This window comes from Methylorubrum sp. POS3 (assembly GCF_043352485.1).
Lineage (GTDB): Bacteria > Pseudomonadota > Alphaproteobacteria > Rhizobiales > Beijerinckiaceae > Methylobacterium > Methylobacterium suomiense.
In genome coordinates this window covers 3,005,398-3,017,199 of record NZ_JAPRBT010000001.1, presented here as the reverse complement: position 1 = coordinate 3,017,199, position 11,802 = coordinate 3,005,398, and the positions used below count along the sequence as shown (strand labels likewise).

General features: G+C 70.6%; 12 protein-coding genes. 7 read left to right on the top strand and 5 right to left on the bottom strand.

Annotation, left to right across the window (positions count from 1 at the left end):
* Positions 1–16: 16 nt before the first annotated feature.
* Entirely contained in the window at positions 17–712 is a 696-nt protein-coding gene (locus tag OWC43_RS13995; RefSeq protein WP_393957089.1) for a queuosine precursor transporter, read from the bottom strand.
* Positions 713–863: 151 nt separating this feature from the next.
* Between OWC43_RS13995 and OWC43_RS13990 the strand changes: the two genes are divergently transcribed.
* The 5 genes from OWC43_RS13990 (at position 864) to OWC43_RS13970 (ending at position 5,742) form a co-directional block, all read left to right on the top strand.
* Positions 864–1,466, top strand: coding sequence for a CvpA family protein (locus OWC43_RS13990; protein WP_137830952.1), 603 nt, complete (start codon positions 864–866; stop codon positions 1,464–1,466).
* 153 nt (positions 1,467–1,619) lie between these two features.
* Complete coding sequence (purF, locus tag OWC43_RS13985) at positions 1,620–3,095, top strand: amidophosphoribosyltransferase (protein WP_137830951.1); 1,476 nt, start codon at positions 1,620–1,622, stop codon at positions 3,093–3,095.
* A gap of 5 nt (positions 3,096–3,100) precedes the next feature.
* Complete coding sequence (locus OWC43_RS13980; protein ID WP_393957088.1) at positions 3,101–3,844, top strand: SDR family NAD(P)-dependent oxidoreductase; 744 nt, start codon at positions 3,101–3,103, stop codon at positions 3,842–3,844.
* Positions 3,845–4,023: 179 nt separating this feature from the next.
* Entirely contained in the window at positions 4,024–4,434 is a 411-nt protein-coding gene (locus OWC43_RS13975) for a dihydrofolate reductase (protein ID WP_393957087.1), read from the top strand.
* 168 nt (positions 4,435–4,602) lie between these two features.
* Positions 4,603–5,742 carry a carboxylate-amine ligase gene (locus tag OWC43_RS13970; protein WP_137830948.1) on the top strand — a complete coding sequence of 380 codons (1,140 nt, stop codon included), beginning with the start codon at positions 4,603–4,605 and terminating at the stop codon, positions 5,740–5,742.
* Between the two features lie 316 nt (positions 5,743–6,058).
* Here the strand turns inward: OWC43_RS13970 and der are convergent, their stop codons facing one another.
* The 3 genes from der to OWC43_RS13955 all read right to left on the bottom strand — a co-directional run bounded on the left by der (position 6,059) and on the right by OWC43_RS13955 (position 9,008).
* Positions 6,059–7,402: a ribosome biogenesis GTPase Der gene (gene der / locus OWC43_RS13965; protein ID WP_393957086.1), complete on the bottom strand. Its 1,344-nt coding sequence runs from the start codon at positions 7,400–7,402 to the stop codon at positions 6,059–6,061.
* A gap of 168 nt (positions 7,403–7,570) precedes the next feature.
* Positions 7,571–8,284, bottom strand: a complete 714-nt coding sequence (locus OWC43_RS13960) for a tetratricopeptide repeat protein (RefSeq protein ID WP_393957085.1) — start codon at positions 8,282–8,284, stop codon at positions 7,571–7,573.
* A gap of 118 nt (positions 8,285–8,402) precedes the next feature.
* On the bottom strand, positions 8,403–9,008 hold the full coding sequence (locus tag OWC43_RS13955) for an NnrU family protein (protein ID WP_393957084.1): 606 nt from the start codon (positions 9,006–9,008) through the stop codon (positions 8,403–8,405).
* Positions 9,009–9,088: 80 nt separating this feature from the next.
* Between OWC43_RS13955 and OWC43_RS13950 the strand changes: the two genes are divergently transcribed.
* On the top strand, positions 9,089–10,291 hold the full coding sequence (locus tag OWC43_RS13950) for a hypothetical protein (RefSeq protein WP_393957083.1): 1,203 nt from the start codon (positions 9,089–9,091) through the stop codon (positions 10,289–10,291).
* Between the two features lie 53 nt (positions 10,292–10,344).
* Positions 10,345–10,659 carry a cupin domain-containing protein gene (locus OWC43_RS13945; protein ID WP_393957082.1) on the top strand — a complete coding sequence of 105 codons (315 nt, stop codon included), beginning with the start codon at positions 10,345–10,347 and terminating at the stop codon, positions 10,657–10,659.
* Positions 10,660–10,662: 3 nt separating this feature from the next.
* Here the strand turns inward: OWC43_RS13945 and OWC43_RS13940 are convergent, their stop codons facing one another.
* Positions 10,663–11,589, bottom strand: a complete 927-nt coding sequence (locus tag OWC43_RS13940; protein WP_393957081.1) for an EcsC family protein — start codon at positions 11,587–11,589, stop codon at positions 10,663–10,665.
* Between the last annotated feature and the right edge of the window lie 213 nt (positions 11,590–11,802).

The following is an 11,802-nucleotide window of genomic DNA, read 5'->3' as shown; positions in this document are numbered from 1 at the left end:
ACGGCGCGCGGCCTCGTCACGCGCGCAGCCGGAACGGGTTGAAATCCGTCCCCCGGTCGTCGGCGTCGAGGCCCTCCTCCCGTTTGAGCCAAGCGATCAGCGGCAGGCTGAGCGGCAGCGCCAGGATCTCCCAACCGACCTTGAGCAGCCAGACCGAGACCCCGAGCCGCACCAGCTCGGCGGGAGGCAGGGTGCCGGCGAAGGCCAAGGTCAGGAACAGGGCCGAATCGACCGCCTGTCCCACCACCGTCGAGGCGATGAGACGAAAGGCCACGAAGCGGCCCGCCAGCGCCAGCTTGAGGCGGGCCAGCACGTAGGCATTGAGGAATTCGCCGACGAGGTAGGCGCCCATGCCGGCGAGTGCGAGGCGCGGCGTCGCACCCAGGATCGTCTCGAAGGCCTGCTGATGCGTCCAGAACGGCGCCGGCGGCAGGGCCGCGGCGATCCCGTAGCTGACGATCCAGATCACCTGCACGGCAAAGCCCGCCCAGACGACCTTGCGGGCGCTCGCGTAGCCGTAGACCTCGGTCAGGACGTCGCCGAACAGGTAGGAGAGCGGGAAGACGATCACGGCCGCCGTGAAGGTGACCCCGCCGATTTCGGCGATCTTGCCCGCCAGGATCAGCGAGATGATCAGGACCCCGCTGAACAGACCGGCGATCGGCACCAGGAAACGGGGCGGGGTGATGGGCGGGGCGGAGGGAAGATCCACGTCCTAGCGATCCCCGCGCGAGGGCACCCGGAGCGAAGGTGACGACCGTGTGCGGCCGGGGTATATCGGTACAAACGACTGAGGGCGCGCGGTCCGGGGGAGCCGTCGCGGCCGTGCCTTCGTCTTCCGCCCCGGACCAGCGTATCCACAGATGCCGTTCTCCGTCCTCGACCTCGTGGTGCTCGGCATCGTGCTGGTATCCGCGCTGCTCGCCGCCGTGCGCGGCGTGACCCGCGAGGTACTCGCCATCATCGCCTGGGTGGCGGCGGCCGCCCTTGCCTGGACATTGCATCCGATGCTGCTGCCGACCGTCAAGCAGCACGTCTCCAGCGACACCGTGGCGCTCGTCGCCTCGATCGGCGCGATCTTCATCGGCACCCTGATCGTCGTCTCCCTGGTCACCGTGAAGGTGTCCGATCTCGTGCTCGATTCGCGCATCGGCGCGGTCGACCGCTCGCTCGGCTTCGTCTTCGGGGCGGGCCGGGGCTTCCTGATCTGCGTGATCGGCTGGGTGTTCCTGGCCTGGCTCGTCCAGGGCAAGGTGCCCGATTGGGCCGCTCAGGCGAAGAGCAAGCCGTTGCTCGAGAGCTCGGGCGAGGCGCTGGTGGCGCAGCTTCCCGACAATCCGGAAGGCTTCCTGAAGCAGCTGCGCAAACCCAAGGATGCCCCCGCCGAGGAGCCCCCGCCCGAGACCGATCTGCCGGCCCAGCGCCGCAGCGATGCGGGTCCGACGGCGCCTGCGCCGAAACGCTGATATGCTGGAATGGCTCTTGGTTGCGGTGCGATCCCCGCATAGGTAACGGTTTCACGACGGTCCCGGACCCGAACGGTCCGGTCCCGACCGTTCCCGCCGTGCCGGATGCGGGGCCGCGCAAGCCGCCCGCGCCGCCAGGATTTCGAGAGCGACATGTCAGCAGTCAGCGCGAGCGCCGATGCCCACGACTGGGACATCGACGGCGACACGCTTCGCGAGGAATGCGGCGTCTTCGGCATCTACGGGCACGACGACGCCTCGGCCATCGTGGCGCTCGGGCTCCACGCCCTGCAGCACCGCGGCCAGGAAGCCGCCGGCATCGTCTCCTACGACGACGGCGTGTTCCACTCCGAGCGCCGTCAGGGCTTGGTCGGCGACAATTTCTCCGATCGCGGCACGATCGAGCGCCTCGCCGGCCGCTCGGCCATCGGCCATGTGCGCTACTCGACCACCGGCGGCACCATCCTGCGCAACGTCCAGCCGCTCTTCGCCGAACTCGCCGGCGGCGGGCTCTCCGTCGCGCATAACGGCAACCTGACCAACGCCCTCTCGATCCGCCGGGAACTGGTGCAGGACGGCGCCATCACGCAATCCACCTCCGACACCGAGGTGATCCTGCATCTGGCCGCCCGCTCGCGCAAACCCCGCATCGTCGAGCGCTTCATCGACGCGCTGCAGCGGATCGAGGGCGCCTACGCCATCGTCGCGCTGACCAACAAGAAGCTGATCGGCGCCCGCGACCCGATGGGCATCCGCCCCCTCGTTCTCGGCGAACTCGACGGGCGCTACATCCTGACCTCCGAGACCTGCGCGCTGGACATCATCGGCGCCCGCTTCATCCGCGACGTGGAGAACGGCGAGGTGATCGTGATCTCGGAGGAGGGGATCGAGTCGATCCGCTTTGCCGAGAAGCGGCCGATGCGCCCCTGCATCTTCGAGTACATCTACTTCGCCCGGCCGGATTCGGTGGTGAACGGCAAGAGCGTCTACGCCGTGCGCAAGGCCATCGGTCGCGAACTCGCCCGCGAGGCGGCGCCGCAGGCCGACATCGTCGTGCCGGTGCCGGATTCCGGCGTGCCGGCGGCGCTCGGCTTCGCCCAGGAGGCCGGCCTGCCCTTCGAGATGGGCATCATCCGCAACCATTATGTCGGCCGCACCTTCATCCAGCCGACCCAGACGGTGCGCGAACTCGGCGTGCGCATGAAGCATTCCGCCAACCGCGCGGCGATCGAGGGCAAGCGCATCGTGCTCGTCGACGACAGCCTCGTGCGCGGCACCACCTCCGTGAAGATCGTCAAGATGATGCGGGATGCGGGCGCCCGCGAGGTGCATTTCCGCATCGCCTCGCCGCCGATCACCTTCCCGGATTTCTACGGGATCGACACGCCCGAGCGCGAAAAGCTGCTCGCCGCGACTCACGATCTCGAAGGCATGCGCCGCTATATCGGCGCCGATTCGCTCGCCTTCCTGTCGATCCCCGGCCTCTACCGGGCGATGGGCGAGGACGCCCGCGACGAGGCCTGCCCGCAATACACCGACCATTGCTTCACCGGTCAGTACCCGACGGCGTTGACGGATCTCGCCATCGCCGGGCCGAAGCGGCTGGCGATGCTGGCCGAGGCGGATTGAGCAAGATGGCCGACAAGGTCCTCGACGGCCGCGTCGCGGTCGTCACCGGCGCCTCGCGCGGCATCGGTCGGGCGGCCGCCCTGGCATTGGCCGAGGCCGGTGCGCATGTCGTCGCGGTGGCCCGCACCCAGGGCGCCCTGGAGGAACTCGACGACGCGATCCGCGCGGCGGGCTCCTCCGCGACGCTGGTGCCGCTGAACCTGACCGACTGGGACGCCATCGACCGGCTCGGTGCGGCGCTCAACGAGCGCTTCGGCAAGCTCGACATTCTGCTCGGCAATGCCGGCGTGCTCGGCGCGCTGATGCCGCTCGCCCACATCACCCCGAAGGTGTGGCAGCAGACCCTCGACGTGAACGTGACCGCCAATTGGCGCCTGCTCCGCTCGCTCGATCCGCTGCTGCAACGGTCCGATGCCGGCCGGGCGATCTTCGTGAGTTCGGGCGCCGCCCACAAGGCGCGGGCCTATTGGGGGCCCTACGCGGTCACCAAGGCGGCCTTGGAAGCGATGGTGCGCACCTACGCCTCCGAGACCGAGACGACGCCGATCCGGGCGATGCTGGTCAATCCGGGCCCCCTGCGTACGGCGATGCGCCGCTCCGCCATGCCGGGCGAGGATCCGGAGACCCTGCGCACGCCTGAGGAACTGGCGCCCCACTTCGTGCGCCTCTCGTCCCCCGCATGGAACGAGACCGGCCGCCTCTACGATTTCCCGAGCGATCGGGTTCTGAATTTCCGCGCCCCCGAGTGACGGGGGGCCGGGGCCTCAGGCCCCGGCGGGATTCGGGCCAAGCCCGCTGTTCCCTATTGCGTCGGTCCCGGTCTTCGACCGAAACCGACGCGTCCGGTGGATGACCGCCGCCGCGCCGTCGCGCGGGCAGAAGACGATGATGTGAGGTCATCGCTTCCGGTTTCTCTTCGAGGTTCGCGATGATCGACGTCCGCTGCATCTGCGCCATCGGCCAGCGGGGCCAGCTCGGCCTGAACGGGCAATTGCCCTGGGAGGGCAACACCGATCCGCTCTTCGTGGAGGACGTGACGCGGTTCTTCGCGCTGACCATGGGCCACGTGCTGATCGCCGGCCCGAAGACGGTGGCCTCGGTGCCCGAATTCGCGTTCAAGGACCGCACCATCGACGTGATCCGCTCGCACGAGGATCCGGAGGACGTGCTCAAGCGCTATCCGGGCCGGCGCATCTTCGTCGGCGGCGGCATCGCGGTGTGGAACGTCTACGCGAAGTACATCCAGCACTGGGACGTCACCCGCCTGCCCTATGACGGCGAGGCGGATCGCTGGTTCGATCCGGCCTGGCTGGTCGGTGGGCCGCTGCGGACGGCGTAAGCGCCCGCCGGATCGAACCATCCCGTTCGGAGAGGCGAATCTCGGACCGGATCGCCCGGCGCATGCCCGGGCTCGATGCTGCGTCGAACGCGCCCAAGGGAACGCTCGCGCCTTCCGCACCATATTAGGGCACCCGCGCGGTCCGCGGCCATGGTTCGGAGACGGCGGATGAGTGCCCGGAAATCCTCGGAAGTCCCGTACCGGTTCGGGATCGAGGAGGAGTATTTCCTCGCCGATGCGGAGACGCGCGGCACGCCCCGGCGGTCCGTCAAACCGTTCCATGTCGAGGCCGGCGAGCGCCTGCCCGAGATCGGCCGCGAGCTCCTCCAATGTCAGGTCGAGGTCTGCACCCCGCCCTCGACCGAATTCCCCGAGGCCCATGCCGCGTTGCTGAAACAGCGTCGGCAACTGGCCGAGATCGGGGCCGAGCACGGCCTTCTCGTCTTCGCCGCCGGCACCCATCCCATCGCCGACTGGGCGCGCCAACTGCCGACCAAGGGCGACCGCTATCGCGGCATCCTGCGCGATGTCGGCCTCGCCGGGCGGCGCAGCCTGATCTGCGGCATGCATGTCCATGTCGAGGTGGCCGATCCGGAGGCCCGCGTCGGATTGATGGACCGGCTGCTGCCGTTCCAGCCGCTGCTGTTCGCGCTCTCGGTCTCCTCGCCGTTCTGGCAGGGCAAGCCGACCGGGCTCTCCGCCTATCGCCTCAGCGCCTTCGGCGAATTGCCCCGCACCGGCCTGCCCGAACTGATGGGGGATGCCGCCGCCTACGAGCGCTACGTGCGCATCATGACCAAGGCCGGCTCGATCCAGGATGCGAGCTTCCTGTGGTGGTCGTTGCGGCCCTCGATCAAGTTCCCGACCCTCGAACTGCGCATCGCCGATTCCTGCACGCGGCTTGCCGACGCCATCGTCATCGCGGCCCTGTTCCGGTGCCTCGTGCGCCTCGTCGAGCGGCGGCCGGACATCCATGCGGGGCTCACCGGCGTGTCCCGCGCCATCGCCGCCGAGAACCTGTGGCGGGCCCAGCGGAGCGGCACCGAGGCGGAGCTGATCGACGAGGCGTCGGAAGAGGCCTTCCCCTTCGCCGCGTCCCTCGACACGCTGCTCTCGCTGATCGCAGAGGATGCGGAGGCGCTCGGCTGCACGGAGGAGGTCGCCGATGCCCGTCGGATCGTCGCCGAGGGCACCAGCGCCGAGCGCCAGATCGCCGCCTTCGAGGCGGCCCGGGGCGGCGAGACCAGCAACCGCCAAGCGCTCGACGCGGTGGTGGACTGGCTCGCCGAGACGACGCGGGCGGGTTAAAGCATCGGCCCTCCCTTCAGGGCCCGTCCACCCTCCGCCCTCATCCTGAGGTGCGGAGCGTAGCGAAGCCTCGAAGGAGGCTCCGGCGTATCGCGCGATCCCTGGAGCCCTCCTTCGAGGCCGCTGGCGCGGCACCTCAGGATGAGGGGATTGGATCGGAGGAAACCGGTCGAACAGCTTCTCACATCAGCCGCTTCGCGAGGCCGTAGGTACTGAGCGCGGCGATCGATGCGCCCGCCAGCGCCTCCGGCGGCTCCCGGCGCGGCCGGATGGTTCGAAAGGCCTCGGCACGATCGTGGGACTGGGAAGCCCCGGCTCAGCTCTTCTCGAACGGATTCTTGGTCGTGCGCAGCGACAGCCGGATCGGCGTGCCGGGGAGGTCGAAGGCCTCGCGGATGCCGTTGACGAGGTAGCGGGTGTAGGATTTCGGCAGGGCGTCGAGCTGGTTGCCGAACAGGGCGAAATGCGGCGGGCGGCTCTTCACCTGGGTGCCGTAGCGGATCTTGATGCGCCGGCCCGACACGGCGGGCGGCGGGTTGCGCTGGAGGGCGTCGGTGAGCCACGCGTTGATCCGGGCGGTCGAGACGCGTCGGCTCCAGACCTCGGAGGCGTCCACCACCGCCTGCATCAGCTTGTCGATGCCCTCGCCCCCGAGACCCGACAGCGACACGACGGACACCCCGCGCACCTGCGGCAGCAATCGGGTGCAATCCTCCCGCAGGGTCTTGAGCAGGCCCGGCTGGTCGGCGACGAGATCCCACTTGTTGAGGCCGATCACCAGGGAGCGCCCCTCGCTCTCGACCAGATCGACGATGGTCAGATCCTGCTTCTCGAAGGGGATCGTCGCGTCGAGGAGCACCACCACCACCTCGGCGAAGCGCACCGCGCGCAACCCGTCCGAGACCGCGAGCTTCTCCAGCTTGTCGTCGATGCGGGCGCGCCGCCGCATGCCGGCGGTGTCGTGGAGCTTGATCTTGCGCCCGCGCCACTCCCAGTCGAGGGAGATCGAGTCGCGGGTGATGCCGGCCTCGGGGCCGACGAGCAGGCGGTCCTCGCCGATCATCCGGTTGATCAGGGTCGACTTGCCGGCATTCGGGCGGCCGACGATGGCGACGCGCAGGCCCTTGCCGCCCTCCCCGCCCTCGTCCTCCTCCTCGTCAGGCTCGGGCAGTACCTCGCGCAGGGCGTCCTGCAGGCTGCCCAGGCCCTCGCCGTGTTCGGCGGAGAAGGGGATGGGATCGCCGAGCCCCAGAGAGAATGCCTCGTAGGCGCCTGCCATGCCGGCCCCGCCCTCGGCCTTGTTGGCGATGAGGATGACGGGGATGCCGGCCCGGCGCACCAGTTCGGCGAACGGACGGTCGGCGGGCAGCACGCCGGCGCGGGCATCGATGACGAACAGGACCGCGTCGGATTCGAGGATCGCCGCCTCGGTCTGCGCGCGCATCCGGCCCAGCAGAGAATCGGCATCCGCCTCCTCCAGCCCCGCGGTGTCGATGATCCGGAAGGTGACGTCGCCGATGGAGCCGTCGCCCTCGCGGCGGTCGCGGGTCACGCCGGGGCGGTCATCCACCAGGGCGAGCTTGCGCCCGACGAGCCGGTTGAACAGGGTCGACTTGCCGACATTCGGGCGTCCGACGATCGCGACGGTCGGCAGGTCCATGATGTTACGTCTCTGGGCGCGGCCGAGGGGACGCGCGGGTCTTCGTGAGGATAGGACATTCCGGTGCGAGCGAACATCGCCCGAGGGAGGCGAAGCCGATCGCGGCGCCGCCTCGTTCCGGAATGGTCGCGCGGCCGGATCGCTCCGCTCGCGCGATGGCGGAAGGCGTCAGCGGGTGATCGGCGGGAGCGGCGCGGCGTTCTCGGGCTTGGCCTCGGTGACCGTGACCGCCCCGCCCGCGACGAGGGCGGCGTAGATCTCGACACGCTGGCGCAGGCCCTGGGGCGTGTCGTTGTCGCCCGCGATCTGGTCGAACCAGCGGCCGGCGCCCTCGATATCGCCCTTGCGGAGCGCCGTCAGGCCCAGCATCTCGCGGGCGGTATGGCGGAACGTGCCGGTCGGGCTCGCCATACCCTGAAGCTGGGAGAGTGCGGCATCCGCCTCCGATCCGTCGAGCCGCAACAGGGCGGCGCGCAGGCGGGCGAGGTCGCGCAGGGCATCGCCCGCGCCCTTGTCGGCGGCGAGCGCATCGTAGGCGGCGGCCCCTGCGGCGGCGTCGCGCTTGCCCGTCTCGGCGGCGTTCCGGAAGCGGGCGAGCAGGGCGTAGCCCGCCGGGCCGTCGGCCTGGATCGCGGCGAAGTCGCGCTCGGCCTCCGCCGTCTTGCCGTCCTTGGCGAGGCGGTTGGCGGTGTCGAAGCGCGCGGAGGTCGCCTCGGCGCGCACCAGCTCGGCATGGCGCCAGTAGTTCCAGCCACCGACGCCGGCCACCAGCAGGATCGCGCCCGCGATGATCAGGGCGTTGTAGCGCTTCCAGATCTGGATGAACCGATCGCGGCGGTAATCCTCGTCGACCTCGCGGAAGAACTCGTTGTTCTCGGCCATCTCAATCCAAGCGCCCCTCGCGGGCCGCCCTCGCCTCGCCTGTCGTCGTCGAGCCCGCGCCTAGCACAGCCCCTCGGGTTTGGCGATGTTCGAAAGACGCGGGCCGCGGGCCGCCGCCTCAGGCCTGCCCCGGCCAGGCCGCGACGCCGATCAGCAGCGGGTGCAGATACTTCCCGAACACGAACCACGCCACGAGGCCGACCACCACGGCGATGGCGTCGTTGCGCCAACCGGCCGGCGCGGCCTGCCCGCCATGCTGCGCCGCCACCTGCCCCGCCGTCAGCGCGCGCCGCTTGGCGCTGATGCGGGCGGCCACGGCCCAGGCCAGGAAGGCGCCGAACAGCAGCATCGAGCCGAGATCGCCGTTGGCCAGGAGATGCGCCGTGGCCCAGATCTTCACGGCGAGCAGCATCGGATGCTTCAGCCGAGCGCGAAGATGGCCGGGGAGGTAGGTGGCCGCCAGGCTGATGAAGGCGAACAGCGTCAGCAGCACCGCGAGATGGCGGGTGAAGACCGGCGGCGACCAGACCGGGATCATTCCCTCCTGCCGGTAGAGCCCGTAGCCATAGGCGGTGAGCGCGAGGCCGAGGATCGAGAGCAGGGTGTAGCCGAGCTTGTATCGCTGCTCGCCCAGGCGCCCGATCACCTCGGCCCGCTTGGCCCTGGCCATGGAGAAGGCATGCGTGCCGAGGAACAGCACGAGGCCGAGGATCAGGACGAGCATGGGGGCGACCTGTGGACGACGCGAGCGCCCGAGGACCGGGACAAGCTTCTTATAACGGTTCAAAACGTAAACCTGCGGCGATGTCCAGGCTGACCCGCCCGTCCCGCGCGGCGCTCACGCTCCTGTGCGGCCTCGTGCCGCTCGGGGGGCTTTGGCCCTGCGGGAGCCTTGCCGCCGAACCACCCCTCTCGGCCCTGACCGTGACGGGGCCCGAGCGCGTGATCTTCTCCGCGACGCGCGATGCCTGCGACGGGGCCGACGTACCCGACGCGCCGATCCGGGCCTTCCGTGACGCAACGGGCGGCCTCGCCGTCTTCGGCCTGCATTACCGCAACCGCGCCCTGCGCGGGCCCGATCTCGATCATCTCAAGATCGATTGCCGGGTGGTGCTCGATTCCGGGGGCAAGAGCGATCCGGCGCTCTACGACGACCGTTCCTGGATCACCGCAACCTGGACCGAGGACGGCACCCGCGTGGCGGCCCTGGTCCATCACGAGTTCCAGGCCAACGAGCACGAGGGCCGCTGCCGCTCGAAGGTCTACATGGAGTGCTGGTACAACACGATCACCGCCGCCGCCTCCCGAGACGGCGGCGCGCAGTTCGCCCGGTCGAGCCCGCCCGCGGTGGTGGCCGGGGCACCGTTCCGGCAGGAGGAGGGCCAGGGCCGTCACCGGGGCTTCTTCAACCCCTCCAACATCGTCGGCGACGGGCGCTGGCGCTACTTCCTGGCCTCGACCACCGGCTGGGACCGGCCCGGCAGCGATCAGCCCGCCGGGGTGTGCCTGTTCCGCTCGGACGATCCGGCCGATCCCGGCCGCTGGCGGGCCTGGACCGGCACCAGCTTCACCGCCGCCTTCCCGGATCCCTACCGCAAGGCGCCGAAGCTGGCCGATTCCTGCCGGCCGGTCGGGCCGTTCCCCGGCCCGGTCGGAGCCCTGGTGCGCCAGCGCGGCACGGGGGCCTGGATCGCGGTGTTCATGGCGGCCAAGGGCGGGACCTTCGCGGAATCGGGCTTCTACTGGACGGCCTCGCGCGACCTCCTGACCTGGGACGTGCCCCGTCTCCTGATGGCCTCGGCCACGCTCTACGACGATCCCTGCAAGGCGGGCCCGCGGCTCGTCGCCTATCCCTCGCTCCTCGATCCGGAGGCGACGGGTCGCAATTTCGACGATGTGGGCGAGCGGGCGCTCCTCACCTACGCGACGCTCCGGGTCGAGGGCTGCACGGTCACCTCGGATCGCGACCTCGTGCGCCGGCCGGTGGCCGTCAAGGTCTGGCCCTGAGGCCGCCTGCGCCTACCTCGCGGGCGATGTCGGAGCCCCTCGAGGAGCCCAGGATGACCACCCGCCACTGCCTGCCCTGGACCGACCTGCCGGAGACGCGTGCCCCGTCGGGGGTGGGCAAGCGCAGCCTCGAGGGCAAGGGCGCGAGCCTCGTGCGGGTGACGATCCCCGCCGGCACGGAGGCGCCGCGCCACAGCCACGACCACGAGCAGTTCGTGCAGGTGATCGAAGGGTCGGGCACGCTGGAGACCGATCAGGGCCGCGTCGCCTTCGCGGCGGGCAGCCTGTTCCACTTCCCCGCGGGCACTTGGCACGCCGCCCGGTTCGAGACCGAGACGGTGCTGGTCGAGTCGAATCTGCCGGTCTGACGCTCAGGCGATGCCGAGCGCCGCCTTCTCCTCCAGATAAGCGGTCCGCACCGTCTCCTTGCCATGGGCGCGCTCCAGGCGCCGCACGGTGAAGTGGGCGCGCGCCATGCCCTGGAAATGGTTCATGAAGGCGGTGTTGACGGCCGCCCCCCCGAGCGCGCCGATCACGGGCACCGCCTGGGCGGCGACCTTCTGCGAGACGACGATGCCGAAGCGGGAGGCGATCTGCGCGGTGAGCCGTACCAGCGGCGGCGCGCCCGCATCGAGCAGGGAGCGCTGGGCGGCGTAGCGGGTCGCCTCGGCCATGGTCTTGGCCAGCGCCGCCCGCACCGCGAAATAGCCGCTCTCCGCGAGCGCCGTCTCGCTGCCGTTGCGTCCGCCCAGCGCGAAGACCTGCACGCAGGCCAGCGCGCCCTCCGGATCGCTCAGATCTTCACCCTCCTCCCGGGCGATCTCGGCGATGGAGCGCAGCATAATCGTGGTCGAGAGCGGCAGTTCGATCGCCACCGTCGCGAGCCCGAAGGCGCCGCCCAGCGCTCCGGAGACGGCGGCGAGGGCCTTGTGGCGCGTCTCGCTGGAGCCGATGAGGCGGCTGAGCCCACGGCCCGTCCCCTCCTCGATCCGCTCCACGGCGGAGCCCGCCGGGGCCACGTCCTTGTCCGGCAGGGTGGCCAGCGCGATCCGTAGGGCCGTCCGCATCGCGGCCTCCGTCGAACGGCCCACCGCCTCGGTGACGGGGGCCGGGAGCGCCCGGCCGATCATGTCGAGCGGCGCCCCCGCCGCCGCCGAGAGCCGCGCCGCGAGCCCCGGGCGCTCCAGCACGTCGACCGCCCGGCGCAGAGCCGCGCGATCGGCCTCCGACAGGGGGGGGACGGCGGTGGGGGCGACCGGAACCGGCAGGGTCTCGCCGCTCAGCGCGATTGAGTTCACGTCAAGGATCTCCTGGCAGTGTCGTTGAGACCGTGTCGTTTGGAACGCCTCGTCCGGACGGGGTCGCCCGCCCGTAGGCAGGAGCAAAACGGAGGCCGCCGGGAAGGTTCCGGAACGATCGACGGACATGGCCCGGATCGGCCGGACGGGCCCGGGTGCCGATGCCTGTCCGCCCCCGCCGTCCCCCTCCTGCCGGGAGCGCGAAAACGCGTG

Bases quoted from the DNA above. Each gene is read 5' to 3' on its own strand.
- OWC43_RS13950 (WP_393957083.1), top strand. From the start codon at position 9,089: ATGTCCAGGCTGACCCGCCCGTCCCGCGCGGCGCTCACGCTCCTGTGC.
- OWC43_RS13945 (WP_393957082.1), top strand. From the start codon at position 10,345: ATGACCACCCGCCACTGCCTGCCCTGGACCGACCTGCCGGAGACGCGT.
- OWC43_RS13955 (WP_393957084.1), bottom strand. From the start codon at position 9,008: ATGCTCGTCCTGATCCTCGGCCTCGTGCTGTTCCTCGGCACGCATGCC.
- purF (WP_137830951.1), top strand. From the start codon at position 1,620: ATGTCAGCAGTCAGCGCGAGCGCCGATGCCCACGACTGGGACATCGAC.
- OWC43_RS13990 (WP_137830952.1), top strand. From the start codon at position 864: ATGCCGTTCTCCGTCCTCGACCTCGTGGTGCTCGGCATCGTGCTGGTA.
- OWC43_RS13960 (WP_393957085.1), bottom strand. From the start codon at position 8,284: ATGGCCGAGAACAACGAGTTCTTCCGCGAGGTCGACGAGGATTACCGC.
- der (WP_393957086.1), bottom strand. From the start codon at position 7,402: ATGGACCTGCCGACCGTCGCGATCGTCGGACGCCCGAATGTCGGCAAG.
- OWC43_RS13970 (WP_137830948.1), top strand. From the start codon at position 4,603: ATGAGTGCCCGGAAATCCTCGGAAGTCCCGTACCGGTTCGGGATCGAG.
- OWC43_RS13980 (WP_393957088.1), top strand. From the start codon at position 3,101: ATGGCCGACAAGGTCCTCGACGGCCGCGTCGCGGTCGTCACCGGCGCC.
- OWC43_RS13975 (WP_393957087.1), top strand. From the start codon at position 4,024: ATGATCGACGTCCGCTGCATCTGCGCCATCGGCCAGCGGGGCCAGCTC.